General features: G+C 71.9%; 16 protein-coding genes. 7 read left to right on the top strand and 9 right to left on the bottom strand.

Annotated features, from left to right (window positions below; translation table 11 throughout):
• Positions 1 to 44: 44 nt before the first annotated feature.
• The gene (locus AC07DF_RS21280; RefSeq protein WP_478973382.1) at positions 45 to 857 is read left to right on the top strand and encodes an SAM-dependent methyltransferase; all 813 of its coding nucleotides are present in this window, start codon (positions 45 to 47) and stop codon (positions 855 to 857) included.
• A 20-nt stretch (positions 858 to 877) separates the two neighbouring features.
• Here AC07DF_RS21280 and pdxR read toward each other — a convergent pair whose 3' ends face one another.
• Positions 878 to 2,290, bottom strand: coding sequence for a MocR-like pyridoxine biosynthesis transcription factor PdxR (pdxR, locus tag AC07DF_RS21275; protein WP_478973379.1), 1,413 nt, complete (start codon positions 2,288 to 2,290; stop codon positions 878 to 880).
• Between the two features lie 47 nt (positions 2,291 to 2,337).
• Between pdxR and AC07DF_RS21270 the strand changes: the two genes are divergently transcribed.
• Entirely contained in the window at positions 2,338 to 2,826 is a 489-nt protein-coding gene (locus AC07DF_RS21270; protein WP_478973376.1) for a carboxymuconolactone decarboxylase family protein, read from the top strand.
• Positions 2,827 to 2,926: 100 nt separating this feature from the next.
• On the opposite strand, the gene AC07DF_RS21265 is transcribed toward AC07DF_RS21270, so the two are convergent.
• The 3 genes from AC07DF_RS21265 to AC07DF_RS21255 form a co-directional block, all read right to left on the bottom strand.
• Complete coding sequence (locus AC07DF_RS21265; protein ID WP_478973374.1) at positions 2,927 to 4,417, bottom strand: glutamate synthase subunit beta; 1,491 nt, start codon at positions 4,415 to 4,417, stop codon at positions 2,927 to 2,929.
• 159 nt (positions 4,418 to 4,576) lie between these two features.
• The gene (locus tag AC07DF_RS21260) at positions 4,577 to 5,056 is read right to left on the bottom strand and encodes an anthrone oxygenase family protein (RefSeq protein ID WP_478973371.1); all 480 of its coding nucleotides are present in this window, start codon (positions 5,054 to 5,056) and stop codon (positions 4,577 to 4,579) included.
• A 289-nt stretch (positions 5,057 to 5,345) separates the two neighbouring features.
• Complete coding sequence (locus AC07DF_RS21255) at positions 5,346 to 6,029, bottom strand: DUF2293 domain-containing protein (protein WP_478973368.1); 684 nt, start codon at positions 6,027 to 6,029, stop codon at positions 5,346 to 5,348.
• A gap of 171 nt (positions 6,030 to 6,200) precedes the next feature.
• Between AC07DF_RS21255 and AC07DF_RS21250 the strand changes: the two genes are divergently transcribed.
• Entirely contained in the window at positions 6,201 to 6,842 is a 642-nt protein-coding gene (locus AC07DF_RS21250) for a nucleoside/nucleotide kinase family protein (RefSeq protein WP_478974619.1), read from the top strand.
• A gap of 242 nt (positions 6,843 to 7,084) precedes the next feature.
• Positions 7,085 to 7,510: a CBS domain-containing protein gene (locus AC07DF_RS21245; RefSeq protein WP_478973365.1), complete on the top strand. Its 426-nt coding sequence runs from the start codon at positions 7,085 to 7,087 to the stop codon at positions 7,508 to 7,510.
• A 35-nt stretch (positions 7,511 to 7,545) separates the two neighbouring features.
• Here AC07DF_RS21245 and AC07DF_RS21240 read toward each other — a convergent pair whose 3' ends face one another.
• A complete protein-coding gene (locus tag AC07DF_RS21240) occupies positions 7,546 to 8,673 on the bottom strand; it encodes a magnesium and cobalt transport protein CorA (protein ID WP_478973362.1) in 1,128 nt (375 codons plus the stop codon).
• A 261-nt stretch (positions 8,674 to 8,934) separates the two neighbouring features.
• On the opposite strand from AC07DF_RS21240, the gene AC07DF_RS21235 reads away from it, so the two are divergent.
• The gene (locus tag AC07DF_RS21235; RefSeq protein ID WP_478973359.1) at positions 8,935 to 9,729 is read left to right on the top strand and encodes a methyltransferase; all 795 of its coding nucleotides are present in this window, start codon (positions 8,935 to 8,937) and stop codon (positions 9,727 to 9,729) included.
• Between the two features lie 64 nt (positions 9,730 to 9,793).
• On the opposite strand, the gene AC07DF_RS21230 is transcribed toward AC07DF_RS21235, so the two are convergent.
• Positions 9,794 to 10,699 carry a carbohydrate kinase family protein gene (locus AC07DF_RS21230; RefSeq protein WP_478974616.1) on the bottom strand — a complete coding sequence of 302 codons (906 nt, stop codon included), beginning with the start codon at positions 10,697 to 10,699 and terminating at the stop codon, positions 9,794 to 9,796.
• Between the two features lie 122 nt (positions 10,700 to 10,821).
• Positions 10,822 to 11,730 (bottom strand): pseudouridine-5'-phosphate glycosidase, encoded by a 909-nt coding sequence (locus AC07DF_RS21225; protein ID WP_478973356.1) that lies wholly within the window; start codon positions 11,728 to 11,730, stop codon positions 10,822 to 10,824.
• A gap of 99 nt (positions 11,731 to 11,829) precedes the next feature.
• On the opposite strand from AC07DF_RS21225, the gene AC07DF_RS21220 reads away from it, so the two are divergent.
• Positions 11,830 to 12,258, top strand: a complete 429-nt coding sequence (locus tag AC07DF_RS21220; RefSeq protein ID WP_478973353.1) for a VOC family protein — start codon at positions 11,830 to 11,832, stop codon at positions 12,256 to 12,258.
• A gap of 14 nt (positions 12,259 to 12,272) precedes the next feature.
• On the opposite strand, the gene AC07DF_RS21215 is transcribed toward AC07DF_RS21220, so the two are convergent.
• Together AC07DF_RS21215 and AC07DF_RS21210 are read right to left on the bottom strand one after the other, a co-directional pair.
• A complete protein-coding gene (locus AC07DF_RS21215; protein ID WP_478973350.1) occupies positions 12,273 to 12,827 on the bottom strand; it encodes a methylated-DNA--[protein]-cysteine S-methyltransferase in 555 nt (184 codons plus the stop codon).
• Between the two features lie 79 nt (positions 12,828 to 12,906).
• Positions 12,907 to 13,779, bottom strand: a complete 873-nt coding sequence (locus AC07DF_RS21210; protein WP_478973347.1) for a glycerophosphodiester phosphodiesterase — start codon at positions 13,777 to 13,779, stop codon at positions 12,907 to 12,909.
• 285 nt (positions 13,780 to 14,064) lie between these two features.
• On the opposite strand from AC07DF_RS21210, the gene AC07DF_RS21205 reads away from it, so the two are divergent.
• A complete protein-coding gene (locus AC07DF_RS21205; RefSeq protein WP_478973344.1) occupies positions 14,065 to 14,937 on the top strand; it encodes an MHYT domain-containing protein in 873 nt (290 codons plus the stop codon).
• Positions 14,938 to 14,956 lie beyond the last annotated feature (19 nt).

Raw genomic sequence — 14,956 nt, 5'->3', positions numbered from 1 at the left:
GCTGGTGCTGAATTGACCGCCCTTTGTGCCTTACGGAGTGCCTCATGACCGGGCAGGACCCCACGACGGCCGTCCAGATCGACACGACCAGACCCCATCCGGCGCGCATGTACGACTGGTACCTCGGTGGGAAGGACAACTACCCGGTCGACGAGGCGATGGGCCGGCAGATGCTCACCCTCGACCCCAGGGTGCCGGTGATGGCGCGCGTCAACCGCGCCTTCATGCACCGGGCCACGCGCTGGCTGGCCCGGAACGGCGTACGGCAGTTCCTGGACATCGGCACCGGCATACCGACCGAGCCCAACCTCCACCAGGTCGCCCAGGAGATCGCCCCCGACGCCCGGGTCGTCTACTGCGACAACGACCCCATCGTCCTGGCCCACGCGGCGGCCCTGCTGCGCGGCACGGACGAGGGCGCCACCGAGTACCTCCAGGCCGACGTGCGCGACCCGGACGCCATCCTGGAGGGCGCGCGGAAGGTCCTGGACCTCACCCGGCCCGTCGCGCTGTCGCTCATCGCGCTGCTGCACTTCGTCTCCGACGAGGACGGCGGACACGAGCTGGTCCGCCGCCTGCTCGCCGAACTGCCCTCCGGCAGCTACCTGGTGATCACCCACGCCACGGCCGACTTCACACCGGAGGAGTCCAGGGCGGCCACCGAGAAGCTCCGCGCCGCAGGCGTCACCCTGGCCCTGCGCTCCCGCGACGAGTTCACCCGCTTCTTCGACGGCCTCGACCTCGTGGAACCCGGCGTCGAGGTACCCCACCACTGGCACCCCGAACTGGGCGAGCCCGTGCCCGGGCAGGACGACGGGGTGATCCCGGGGTACGGGGCGGTGGCGCGCAAGCCCTGAGGGGCTTTCCGACGGGCCGGTCACGGCGGCGGCAGCGCGCCGCACAGTGCCTCCAGGGCCTGCCCGTAGGCATGCTCGGAGGGAGTCGCGTATCCGACGACGAGGCCGTCGGCCACCGGCATGTCCGTGTCCGGGTGCCGGAACGCGGCGAGGCCGTCGAGGGCGATGCCCCGCCAGGCGGCGGCCTTGACCGCGGAGGCCTCGGTGCCGGGCGGCAGCCGCAGCACCGCGTGCAGCCCGGCCGCGACGCCCGTGACCTCGACCTGCGGGGCGTGCTCGGCGAGGGCCGCGACGAGCCGGTCCCGGCGGCTCCGGTACCGCTGCCGCATCCGCCGTACATGACGGTCGTACGACCCGGAGACGATGAAGTCGGCGAGGCACAGCTGGTCGAGGACGCTCACCCATGCCTCGCGCTCGCCCTTCACGGCGAGTACGTCCTCGACATACCGCTCCGGGAGCACCATCCAGCCCAGCCGCACCGCCGGTGACAGGCTCTTGCTGACCGAGCCGATGTGGATCACGCGCTCGGGGTCGAGCCCCTGGACGGCGCCGACCGGCCGGCGGTCGTAGCGGAACTCCCCGTCGTAGTCGTCCTCCAGAACCAGCCCGCCACGCCCGCGTGCCCAGTCGATCACCGCGGCCCGGCGCGCGGGGTGCAGCGGCCCGCCGGTCGGGAACTGGTGCGCCGGCGTGAGCAGCACGGCACGCTCACGCCCCAACCGGTCGACCTGGGCTCCGTGTTCGTCGAGGGGGAGTGGCCCAGTTCGCACCCCGGCGCCCGCGAGGACCTCCCGGTGGAATCCGAGCCCGTACGCCTCCACCGCCAGGGGCCCGCGCAGGACACCGCCTCCGAACAGCAGCCGCAGCGCGTGTGCGAAGCCGGAGCAGATCACGATCCGGCCGGGCTCGGTCCGCACGCCACGCGCGCGGGCCAGGTACTCCGTGAGCGCCTCCCGCAGTTCGGCCCGGCCGGCGGGGTCGCCCGGGCCGAACACCTCGTTGGGTGCCTGCTGGAGCGCCCTGCGGTAGGAGGCCGCCCAGGCCGAGCGCGGGAACGCGGAGATGTCCGGCGTGCCCTGCAGCAGGTTGTGCCGGGGGCCACGCGCGCGCTCAGGTGTCTTCTTCGGTACGCGAGCGGCCGGACGCAGCGGCTCGGCTCGCTCCGCGACCCGGGTGCCCGAGCCCTGACGGGCGGTGAGCCAGCCCTCCGCGACGAGTTCCGCGTACGCGTCGGCCACCGTGTTGCGGGCGACACCGAGATCGGCCGCGAGCGAGCGGTACGGCGGCAGCCGCGTGCCCGGAGCGAGCCGCCCGTCGCGTACGGCCTCGCGCAGCGCGCGGATCAGCGCCGAGCGCCGGCCGCCCGGCCCGGACAGCTCCAGATGCAGGTCGGACCCGATCCGCTCCGCGGAATTGACCCACGAATTCGCCATGGGAATGCACCCTACAGCGGGTCTTTACGGCTCGTAGGTTGAGGGACATGACGACGAACACGCACACGACGCGGGCGCACTCGACGGACACGGCGCGGCTGGAGTTCGCCCAGTCCGCCCCGAAGGCCTTCCGGGCCCTCATCGCCTTCGACGCCGCCGCCCGTGAGGGCCTGGACCCGGCCCTGGTCGAACTGATCCAGATCCGCGCCTCGCACCTCAACCACTGCGCGTACTGCCTCCACATGCACACCAACGACGCCCGCAAGGCCGGCGAGAGCGAGGACCGGCTGCACATGGTCGCCGTCTGGCGCGAGGCCCGCCACTTCTTCACCGAGCGGGAGCAGGCGGCCCTCGCCCTCACGGAGGCGATGACCCTCGTCGCCGACGCCGGCGTCCCGGACGACGTCTACGCGCAGGCCGCGTCCCTCTTCGAGGAACGGGAGCTGGCCCAGATCCTCGCCGTGATCTGCACGATCAACACCTGGAACCGGGTGGCGCTGTCGACGGCCAAGGTGGCGGGCACGGACGAGCGGTGATCGCCTTCCGGACGGCCGACTTTGGTGACCCCTTTCCAGACCGCTGTGGGACCACCTTCTAGACCGTCGTGGGACCCCTTTCCAGACCGTCGTGGGACCACTAGACCGCCATGGGCCGGTCGTACGGCCCGATCGGTGACGGCAACCGCGAACTGCCCGTCAGATGACGGTCGACCGCGGCTGCCACGGCCCGCCCCTCGGCGATCGCCCAGACGATGAGCGACTGCCCCCGGGCGGCGTCACCCGCGGCGAACACGCCGGGCACGTTCGTGGCGAAACCGGCGTCACGCGCGACGGTGCCGCGGGGCTCCATCGCCAGCCCAAGCTGGTCGACGAGACCGTCCTGCCGGTCGGGCCCGGAGAAGCCGAGGGCGAGCAGCACGAGGTCGGCGGGGAGCGTCCGTCCGGTGCCTTCCACCGGGCGGCGCCGCGCGTCCACCTCGACCAGGTGCAGCGACCCCACATGTCCCTCCGCGTCGCCGTCGAAGCGCAGCGTGGACGCCGCGAACAGCCGCGCGTCCGCGTCGGCGACCGGAGCGGTCCGCAGGTCACGGGCCTCCTCGTGCGCGGCGGACAGCCGGTAGATCCGTATCGGATACGTCGGCCAGGGCTCGGCGTCCTCGTCGCGCTCCGCCTCCGGAAGCGCGTAGATGTCCAGCTGGGTCACCGAGGCGGCACCCTCCCGGACGGCCGTGCCCAGGCAGTCCGCACCGGTGTCGCCGCCGCCGACGATGACGACATGCTTCCCTGCGGCCGACAGCGGGGAGGCCTCCAGATCACCCGCGCACACCCGGTTGGAGAGCGGCAGGTACTCCATCGCCTGGTGAACCCCCGTCAGCTCCCGCCCCGGCACGGTCAGTTCACGCCACGCGGTCGCCCCCGTGGCGAGCACCACGGCGTCGTACCGGGTCCGCAGCTCATCGGCCCCGATGTCCCGCCCGACCGACGTCGACGTACGGAACTTGGTCCCTTCGGCCCGCATCTGCTCCAGCCGCCGCTCCAGATGGTGCTTCTCCATCTTGAACTCGGGGATGCCGTACCGCATCAGCCCGCCGGGCCGGTCGGCCCTCTCGTACACGGCGACCGTGTGTCCGGCCCGGGTCAGCTGCTGGGCCGCGGCCAGTCCGGTGGGCCCCGAACCGATCACCGCGACCGTCTTGCCGGACAGCCGCTCCGGCGGCCTCGGCGGTGCGAAGCCCTCCTCCCACGCCCGGTCGGCGATCGCGCACTCGACGTTCTTGATGGTGACGGCCGGCTGGTTGATCGCCAGCACACACCCCGCCTCGCACGGCGCCGGGCACAGCCGGCCGGTGAACTCCGGGAAATTGTTCGTGGCGTGCAGCCGGTCGGCGGCCGCCCGCCAGTCCTCCCTCGACACCAGGTCGTTCCACTCGGGGATCAGGTTGCCCAGCGGGCAGGCGTCGTGGCAGAAGGGGATGCCGCAGTCCATGCAGCGATCGGCCTGCTTGCTGATGATCGGCAGCAGCGCCCCGGGGACGTACACCTCGTCCCAGTCCCGCACCCGCTCCTCTACCGGCCGCCGCGGCCAGTCCTGGCGGGGCGTGGTCATGAAACCCTTGGGATCGGCCATGGCCGTCTTCCTTGCGTGCGCGTGTGACAGGCCGTGTCGTCGGGCGGTACTCCTCCGGCCACGATACGTCCGCCTCGGGGCCGGTGCCCGTCGCCGCGAGCCGTCAGGTGAGCACAGTCAGGTGAGTGCCGTCAGGTGAGCGGCGTCAGTCGAGTGCCGTCAGGTGAGCGCCAACACGTACGCCAGTGCCGCCCCGACCGAGGCGGCCGTGCGGACGTGGTTCCACATCGTCCACTCGCGCACATACGCCGGCCAGTACGCGGCCGCCTCCGAGGTGCCCGGCTCCAGCTTGAGCAGCGCGTCGTTGCGCGGCACGTTCGCGACCATCGTGAGCCCGAACGAGCCGAACAGATACAGCGCGCTGCCCACCAGCAGCTCCACCGTCCCCTCCTCCGGCCACAGCACGAACGTCACCACGGCGATCACCGCGCACAGCACCGCCGACCCGAGGAACACGACCATGAAGGGCGGCGTCACCGCGGCCACGTTGATCGCGTTCATCGCGGCGACCCCCTGCGCCGGCGGCAGCGTGGCAAGTCCCCGCATGACGAAGGTCGAGAAGCCGCAGAACACCCCTGCCACCAGGCCGGTCCCGAGCACACCCAGCACCGTCAGTACGAAGTACGGTCCGTCGATCATGTCAGCCTCTCCCGCCCGTCGAGCCGGGATCCTGCCCGGCACCCTTCTTCACCACAAGTGCATTCCCGTAAGAGCACAGTGACCATGGCCGAGCGGCGCGGGGCCATAAGCGAACGTCCACGATCCCCCGAACGGCCGTGTCCACCTGACGCCACGGGGCAGCTGGCAGCTTCGCCGCCTGGCCGCTTCGCCGTCACGCCGTCACGCCGTCACGGCGTCACGGCGTCGCGGCGTCGCGCCGATCAGGCGAACCACGGTCGTGCGCGGCGCTCGCCGACGCCCGGCCGGTTCACCCGGCGGAACCGAGCCCCGCCTCGGTCCACCCCCTCAGCACCGTCTCCACGGCCGCCGCGATCCGCCGCCGCGCCTCGTGCCTCGGCACCCCGCTCATCAGCAGCCGGTCGTACGGCGTGTCCAGATGCCGCACGGACGCCACGACCGCCGAGGTCACCGCCCCCTCGGTCAGCGCTCGCCCTGCCGCACTGCGGCCCACCCGCCCACTGCCCCGCTCCGAGGCGTGTGCGGCGATGGCGTGCGCCCGGTCGGCGGGGCATCCGGGATACAGCCGCCGTATCTCCGCCGCGAAGGCTAGAGCGAACAGCTCGTCCTGGGCCGCCCGCCGCCGCGCGTCCCGCACCCGGCGTCGCCGACGCGCCTCGGCGTCCGCGAGACACCGCTGCTCGGCTCTCGCCAGCGCCGCCTCCTCGACCAGAACGCCCTGCCGTTCATAGCGGCTCTTGCGCCGGTTGAACCGCACGACCACGGCCGACAGCGTGCTCTCCTCCCGTGATCTGCGCGTCAGCGCGGTGTCGCCGCTCGGCAGGAACACCAGATGCCCGAGGTCGGCGCACTCGAGGCAGCGCGGGGCGCCGTCCTCCAGGACGAGCAGCGGCAGCGGCCCTCGCCGGCACTCGGCGCAGTACCGGCGCTTGAGAGGCTGGAAGACGAGGAGACCGGTGAGGGGCGGAAGCATCGCGCGGGGGACCATAGGTGGTTCATTCCCCCTGGCGACGGGACGAACGGCGACGGGACGAACGACGTTCGCCACGACCGACCCCGGCCATCTCGACGTCTCCCCGTGGCCCGCCCCTACCCGGCGTCCCAGGAGCCCGCGGGGATGGCAGCTCCTGCCACGGCCTGCATCATGGGCCGTGTGCGACTCGAAGCGATCACCTGGGACCGGCTCGGCGACCTGCTCGCCGAACGCATCCTCGACCTGAAGCCCGCCGACGGCTCTCCCTGGCCCCGCATCGCCTTCGACGGCGCCCCGGCCGCCTGCCCGGGGGATCTCGCCCAGCATGTCTCCGAGGCGCTGCGCATTCGCGGCCGCTCGTCGCTCGTCGTGGGCACGGAGGGTTTCCTGCGCCCCGCCTCGGTACGGCTGGAGTACGGCCACCGGGACGTGGAGGCCTATTACAACGGCTGGTACGACACGGGCGCCCTGTGGCGTGAGGTCTTCGGCCCTCTCGAAGCCGGCGGGGACGGCCGCGTCCTGCCCGACCTGTGGGACCCGGCCGCCGACCGGGCCACACGCAGCCCCTACGCCCAACTCGCGCCCGGCGGCGTCATGTTGCTGCACGGACCCTTCCTCCTTCGGCACTGGTTCCCCTTCGACCTGAGCGTTCATGTCCTGCTCTCCCCGGGCGCCCTGCGCCGCCGCACGCCCGAAGCCGAGCACTGGACCCTCCCGGCCTTCGAGCGCTACGAGCACGAGACGGACCCGGCCGGCACGGCCGATGTCCTGGTGCGGGCCGACGATCCGCGTCATCCGGCGTGGAGCGGTTGAGCGGCTGCTCGCCTCGGGCGGGCACCGGCAGGTGGATCCATCGGACGGGCACCGGCAGGTGGATGCCGTCGGGCGGGCGCCGGCGGGCGGATGCCGTCGAGCGGATGCCGTCGGGTTCCGTGGGCGGTGTCCGGCGGACGGTTTCCGTGTGCGGGCATCCGGTGGCGCGGCGAGAATGAAGGGCGTCGGGACTCGCGGTGCGTCCCGCGCCGCGCCGGCCGTCCGGCATCGGGAGGTACTCCATGACCACCGCCGGAGACATCATGCACCGCGGCGCCCAGTGGATCCCCGCCCACGAAACCCTCGACCGCGCCGCCCAGCTCATGCGCGAACTGAACGTCGGCGCCCTGCCCATCAGCGACGAGAACGAGCGGCTCTGCGGCATCCTCACCGACCGCGACATCGTCGTCGGCTGCGTCGCCATAGGCCACGACCCCGCCAGGATCACCGCGGGTGAGATGGCCAAGGGCACCCCGCGATGGATCGACGCGAACGCCGATGTCGGCGAAGTGCTCCGTGAGATGCGGGAGCACCAGATCCGCAGGCTGCCTGTGATTCAGGACAAGCGCCTGGTCGGCATGATCAGCGAAGCCGACCTCGCCCGCCACCTGGCGGACGACCAGATCGCCTCCTGGGCCGAGAGCGTCTACTCCAGCACCACACGCTGACCCCGCGGGTCACACCTCGCACGTCACGGCCCGCGTCAGAGCCAGCCGCTGCGCCGGAAGGCCCGGTACAGCGTCATGCAGGCGACGGATATGACGCCGATGACCATGCCGTAGCCGTACCGCCAGTGCAGCTCCGGCATGTGCTCGAAGTTCATGCCGTACACGCCGCAGACCATCGTCGGCACGGCGATGATCGCGGCCCACGCCGTGATCTTCCGCATGTCCTCGTTCTGCGCGACCGTGACCTGCGCGAGGTGCGCCTGCAGGATGGAGTTGAGCAGTTCGTCGAAGGCGGCGATCTGCTCCTTCGCGCGCAGCAGATGGTCCGAGACGTCGCGGAAGTACGCCTGTATCTCCGGGTCGACCGCTCGGATCGGCCGCGTGGCGAGATCCTCCAGCGGGCGGCTGAGCGGCACCACGGCCCGCTTCAGCTCGAGGAGTTCACGCTTGAGCTGGTAGATCCGCCCCGGGTCGGCGCGCGCACCGGTCTCCGCGAAGACATCCGTCTCGACCTGGTCGATGTCCGCTTGCATCGAGTCCGTGACGGTCAGGTAGTCGTCGACCACGTGGTCCGCGATCGCGTGCAGCACCGCGGAGGGGCCCTTGGCCAGCTGGCCGGGATCGGACTCCAGCTCCTCGCGCAGCGGACCCAGCGAGCCGTGCCGGCCGTGCCGCACCGTGATCACGAAGTCCTCGCCGACGAACACCATGATCTCGCCGGTGTTCACCACCTCGCTCGTGGCCGTGAGTTCCTCGTGCTCGACGTAGCAGACCGTCTTGAACACCGCGAAGAGCGTCTCTCCGTACCGCTCCAGCTTGGGGCGCTGGTGGGCCTCGACGGCGTCCTCGACGGCCAGCGGGTGCAGGTCGAAGAGCTCGGCGATGCCCGCGAACTCCTGGTCGGTCGGCTCGTGCAGGCCGAGCCAGACGAAACCCTCCCGGCTCTTGCGTACCCGCTCCACGACATCCACCAGATCGCCGCGGGCGGGAGTGCGGACGCCGTCCCGGTACGTCACGCAGTTCACCACCGAGGAGCCCAGCGGGGAGCGGGCGGGGTGACTCAGGTCGACGCGCGGGCGCCGCCGGGCCAGCCGAGCCACCTTGCGAAGGCCGCCGACCCCGCCGAGGCTCGTGACCTTCCGCAGATTCCCTGCCATGGACATCCGGATCTCCTTGCGTGGAACTCCTCGCGCCGTTCCTGCGCCGCGCCTTGCCGCGCCAGTCTGCCAGGCCCACGTGAGCTGCGGGTAAGCCTGTGGAAACCACTCATTCCGCTTTGTTCCCGGCTGTGGACGAACGACTGGCCGGTGCCGTTGTCTGAGCATCGACTGCTCTGAGACATCGACGCGTGCCGGTGCGGCGCGGTTCTCCTTACCGGAGCGTCGACGATTAAGAACAAGTCGGATAAATGGGATGATCGCGTCATGACGCGAACCGACGGGCACGTCCTCGACAACCGGCAGACCGAGGCGGCTGAGCACTTCAGCGCCTTCGCCGCTCTCTTCGACCCCACGACGTTCCGGCATCTCGAAGCACTCGGCGTCGGATCCGGCTGGCGGTGCTGGGAGGTCGGCGCCGGCGGCCCGTCCGTGGTGTCCTGGCTGGCGAAGAAGGTCGGCCCGACCGGACGCGTCGTCGCGACCGACGCCGACACCTCACGGCTCGCCCGGGGTGCCCGGCCGCCCGTCGAGGTCCGCGTCCATCACCTGGGCGCGCAGGACCCGCCGGGGGAGGGCTTCGACCTGGTGCACGCCCGCCTCGCCCTGGTGCACGTCACCGACCGGCGGCGGGCGTTGCGGTCCATGGCCGACTCTCTGCGCCCCGGCGGGCGCCTTCTCGTCGAAGACGTCGACCCCGCTCTTCAGCCCCTGCTCTGTCCCGACGAGCACGGCCCCGAGCAGCAGCTCGCGAACCGGCTGCGGCAGAGCTTCCGCAAGCTCCTCGCCGACCGCGGGACCGACCTCCCCTGCGGCCGCACCCTGCCGCGCCTGCTCCGGGAGGCCGGCCTGACCCGCGTCCAAGCCGACGCCTACTTCCCCATCGCCTCACCGGCCTGTGCGGCCCTGGAGTCCGCCACGGTCCGCCAGATCCGCGACCAGCTGGTCACCGCGGGCCTCGCCACGGAACAGGACATCCAGCGGCACCTCATGAACGTCACGTCCGGCGCGCTCGACCTCACGACACCACCGATGATCTCGGCGTGGGGACGCAAGCAGTAGCCAGGATCGGCGCGGGCGTGTCGCCAGGAGGGCAGGGATGGACCGTGGAGGGGGCTGCTCCGCGTCAGCCGGGCAGAGGGGGCCTGCCGCCCACGCGCTCCACTGCCCGCGCACCCGCCCGGCAGCCCTCCTCCGCCGCCTTCTCCGGCTCGGCGCCCGCGAGCAGGGCGCCGAGGAACGTGCCGGTGAAGGCATCACCGGCGCCCGTGGTGTCCCGCGGCGTCGCCGGCACGGCGGGAATGCGGGCGCACACCTTCCCCGCACGGGCCACGAGAGCTCCCTCGCGCCCCTGCTTGGCGACGACCAGCGGGATGCGCAGGCTCAGCTCGGCCGCCGCGTCGGCCGCGTCGGCCAGCCCCGTCAGCAGGCACGCCTCGTCCCGGCTGGGCAGCAGTACGTCCACGCCCTCGACGAGCGCCAGGAAACGCTCGACGCCAAGCTCGGTGAGGAACCCGGCCGAGGCCGGGTCCAGACTCACCGGCATTCCACGCACGCGTGCGGCCTTCAGGGCCACCGTCACCAGCGCGCGACCGGATTCGGAGAACAGGAGGTACCCCGACAGGTGCAACCAGGCCACCCCGTCGAGCAGCGCGTCCGACCAGTCGGCGGGTTCGAGCCGGAACGCCGCGCCGCTGTCGGTGAGGAACGTCCGCTCCGCCGAAGCGCTTTGGTCCACCAGGCAGATCACCATGCCGGTCGGCGCCGCCGGATCGACGACGAGGTGCGGGCGCACGCCGTGGGCCGCCAGTTCACGCTCGTGCCAGGCGGCGGCATCCGCGCCCACGCGCCCGAACAGCCGTACCTCCGCCTCACCCCGGTGTGCCGCCCAGCACGCCACGTTGGCGCCCGCTCCGCCCGGCACCGTCCGGATCGAGGCAGCCGTGTCCGTGCCCGCCGCGAGCGGCCCCCGGTGCCGCGCGACGACATCGGTGATCACGTCCCCGACGACCAGCAGCGCCGCGCCCTCCACGGCGCGCTCGTCACGTCCCCTGGAGCGACCGGGGCCGAGACCGGTCCCGGCCCAGGCCCCCGCCTCGATCCCGGCCCCGGTCCCGGCCTCGGCCTCGGTCCCGGTCCCCGCCTCGTTCCCGGTCACCTCCGGGCCCAGGCCGCCGCGATCCGCGCCGCCAGGCGTACATTGCCGCGGACCGCCGCCAGGTTGGCGCTCAGGGAGGCCCCGTCGGTGTGCCGCACCAGATAGTCGAGCAGGAACGGCGTGACCGCCTGGCCGGTGACCCCCTCCTCCTCGCACGCGTGCAGCGCGTCCGCGAGCACGCGCCCGTGCAGCTTCGGATCGAGCTGCTCCTCCTCGGGGACGGGATTGGCGACGATCAGCGCCGACTCCGGCTCGGCGAGCGCGTCCTGGGCCCGCATGACGTCCGCCACCTGCTCCGGCGTCCGCAGCGTCCAGTCGACCGGATGCCCCGAGTCGGACAGATAGAAGCCCGGGAACCTCTCGGTGCCGTAACCGGCCACCGCGACACCCAGCGTCTCCAGCCGCTGCAGGGTCGCCGGCACATCCAGGATCGACTTCACCCCGGCGCACACCACCGTGATCCGGGTCCGCGCCAGCAGACCGAGGTCAGCCGACTCGTCCTGCGTCACCGTCCACTCCCGGTGCACCCCGCCGAGCCCGCCCGTCGCGAACACCCGTACGCCCGCCCGCGCCGCCAGCAGTGCGGTGGCCGACACCGTGGTCGCCCCGCTCGCCCCGGAGGCCAGCGCGAGCGGCAGATCGCGATGGCCCAGCTTGCGGATCCCGTCCTCGTTCGCGACCCGCTCCAGCTGCTCCTTGTCCAGTCCGACATGGGGCCGCCCGTCCAGCACGGCGATCGTCGCGGGGACCGCGCCCTCCCGCCGCACGGCTGCCTCCAGCTCCAGGGCCACCTGGAGATTGCGCGGCCGTGGCAGCCCGTGGGCGATGATCGTGGACTCCAGGGCCACCACGGGCTGCCCCGCCTCGAGCGCCGCCCGCACCTCTTCCGACATCACCAGCACCACGCGCCTGCCTCCTGTCAGTCGGTCTTCCCTCATCTCTGGCGGGCGGCGCGCCGGGCCAAACCCTTGCGGGCCGTCGCGGACGTCACGAGCCTGGAGTGCATGACGGACCACACAGCACGTCTCGACCACGTCGTCCTTTGGGTGCGCGACCCGGTCGCCGCCGCCGACTTCTACGAGAAGGCCGTCGGCATGGAGACGCTCAGGCTCACCGAGTTCGCCGCGGGCAAGGTGCCGTTCCCCTCCGTGCGCGTCAACGACGAGACCATCCTCGACCTCATGCCGCTGACCTTCGCGGAACGCATGAAGATGCTGCCCGGCGCCGCCGACAGCGCCGGCCACCCCGTCAACCACGTCTGCCTGTCCCTGCCCCGCGGCGACTTCGACGCCCTTCTCGGCCGCCTCGAGGAACGCGCCGTACCGGTGTCGGAGCTCTCCTCCGACTCCTTCGGAGCCCGGGGCAAGGCCACCCGCAGCTTCTACTTCCGGGACCCGGACGGCAACGTCTTCGAGGCGCGGCACTACGACTGACCAGGCCCGGGACCTCAGAAGAGAGGCTCGGGCAGTACCCCCTCCAGGGCGAGCAGCTTCCGCTTGGTCTCCAGGCCGCCCCCGAAGCCGCCGATGCCGCCGCCGCTCTCGACGACCCGGTGGCAGGGCACCACCACCGGCAGGGGATTGGCGCCCATCGCCATGCCCACGGCCTGCGCCGCGCCCGGCTGACCGACCCGCCCGGCCAGATCGCCGTACCCGACGACGGTGCCGTACGGCACGCCCGAGGCCAGTTCCCGCAGGACCTCCCGGTTGAAGCCGGAGATCAGCGACCAGTCCAGTGGCAGGTCGAAGTCATGGCGCTCACCCGCGAAGTACGCCTCGACCTGACGTATCGCCTCGGCCAGCAGCGGGGAGCCGGGCGCCTCGACGGGCTCGGTGCCGAGGCGCGACGCCAGCCGCTCGACCGCCCGGTCCCGCACCGCGTCCGTGGCGTGGAACACGACGCTGACCAGGCCCTCGCGGGTCGCGGCCAGCAGCAGCGGACCGATGCCGGTGTCGACGACGGCCCATACGACCCGCTGCTCAACCTGCCCATGGCTGTCCATGCGCCCACCGTACGACCCATCACTGACAACGCCGCCGCGGCGGGAGGGCCGACAGGCGGCCGGCTGCCGGGGCTCCGCATCACCCGCCCACGGCCTCCCGCACCACGTCCGGCTTGTTCGTGATGATCCCGTCGACGCCGTACCGGGCGACCCGCTGGGCCGTGGCCGCGTCGTCGACCGTCCAGGTGAAGACCTCCATGGGCGTGCCGTGCGGTCCGTCGAACCCCTGGACGGCGGAGACGTACGCCGTGGAGATCGAGCCGTACGACGGGTTGATCTGGTCGGCGAAACCGGCGTAGGAGGACAGCTCCGACACCGGAGGCGTCCCCAGGAAGCCGGTCTTCACCCCCGGCTTCAGCTTGTGGACCGTCCGCACGCTGTCCGCGCTGAAGCTCTGCACGATCAGCCGGCCCGCCAGATGCGACTTGTCCAGCCAGCCTTCGTTGCTGAGCACCTTGAGCGTCCGGCGCTCTATGCCCGGATACAGCTCCGGGTTCTTGATCTCCAGGAGAAGCTTCTGGTGGTGCCGCTCGACGCGGTCCACGAACTGCTCCAGCGTCGGCACGCGCGCGCCCGCGTAGCCGGGGCCGAACCAACTGCCCGCGTCGAGACGGGCGATCTCGGCGGCGGTGAAGTCCTTCACCTTCCAGGGGGCCCGCCCGGGGAAGACCTGCTCGGCATCGGTGGTGCGCCGCAGGTTGTCGTCGTGGACGACGACGAGCTCGCCGTCCCTGGTCTGCTGGACGTCGTTCTCCACCCAGGGGATGCCCAGCTCGGCCGCCTTGTCCACGGCTGCCAGCGTGTTCTCGGGCGCGTACGCGGAAGCGCCCCGGTGGGCGATCACCAGCGGTACTACCTCGGCGTCCACCGCCCCGGCGGGGGAGGCGGGGACGAGGAGAGCGGCGGTCCCCAGGAGTGCGGTGGTGGAGGCGGCAACAGCGCGCGCGTGCATGCGTACTCCTCGCGTGAGCGTTCGGCGACATCACAGACAGATCAACTGTGACAGCAGAGGGTCAACGCGAGAGGGGTGCAGGATGGCCACAGGTTGAACGCAGATGACCCAAGTCCGCTCACTGGTGCCGCACAACTGGGGCAAGGCCGTGTTTCTTTGCCGGAAAGTCGTTCGACCATTCCGGTGGGAGTCATACTCTCTGCGTCAACCCTGACCGCTCGTGCGGTCCTGGGAGGGGGCACATCAGGAGTTCCGGGACGCAAAGGGCGGGAAGGGCAGCCGCGCATGCAGGGCACGGTCGACGGATTCAGCTACGGCCTGGTCACACCCCTGGTGGCCTATCTCATGGCCTGCCTCGGCGGCGCCCTGGGGCTGCGGTGCACCACCAGATCCATGCTCGTCGCCCAGTCGTGGCGCCCCGGCTGGCTCGCCCTCGGCTCTGCCGCCATCGGCTCCGGCATATGGACCATGCACTTCGTCGCGATGATGGGATTCACGGTCCAGGAGAGCCCGATCCACTACGACAAGTCGATGACCTTCGCGAGCCTCGCCGTGGCGATCGTCATGGTGGGCGTCGGGGTCTTCATCGTGGGCTACAAGGGCACCCGGGGAACGGCCCTGTTCACCGGAGGCACCATCACCGGTCTGGGCATCGCGTCGATGCACTACCTCGGCATGGCCAGCATGCGCCTGGACGGGAAGCTCGAGTACAACACCTTCACCGTCGGCATCTCCGTCGCGATCGCCATGTGCGCCGCCACGGCCGCACTGTGGGCGGCCGGCCAGGTCAGGGGATTCCTCTGGAGCGTGGGCGCCAGCCTCGTCATGGGGCTCGCCGTCAGCGGCATGCACTACACCGGCATGGCCGCCCTGGACGTCCACCTCCACGGCACGGGCGACCCCACATCGGGAGAGTCGCCGGCGGCCCTGCTCGCGCCCATGCTGATCGGCCCGCTCGCCTTCCTCCTGCTCGCGGGTGTCGTGGTGATGTTCGACCCGCTGATGGTCATGGGGAAGCCCACCGTCGCCCCCGTCGAGCAGAAGCCCGGCATCCCCGCCCACACGCACAGCGCCGTCCACCACTCGGCGCACCGACTGCGCTTCCGCCCCCGCCGCCCCGTGGGGCACAGCCGCTCCCGCACCCCGCAGAACCGCTGATCGGAGCCCGTTGTCAGTG

The organism is Streptomyces sp. NPDC044719, assembly GCF_056433405.1.
Note: the sequence above shows the minus strand (reverse complement) of the source record. Positions and strands in the feature narration are given on the sequence as shown.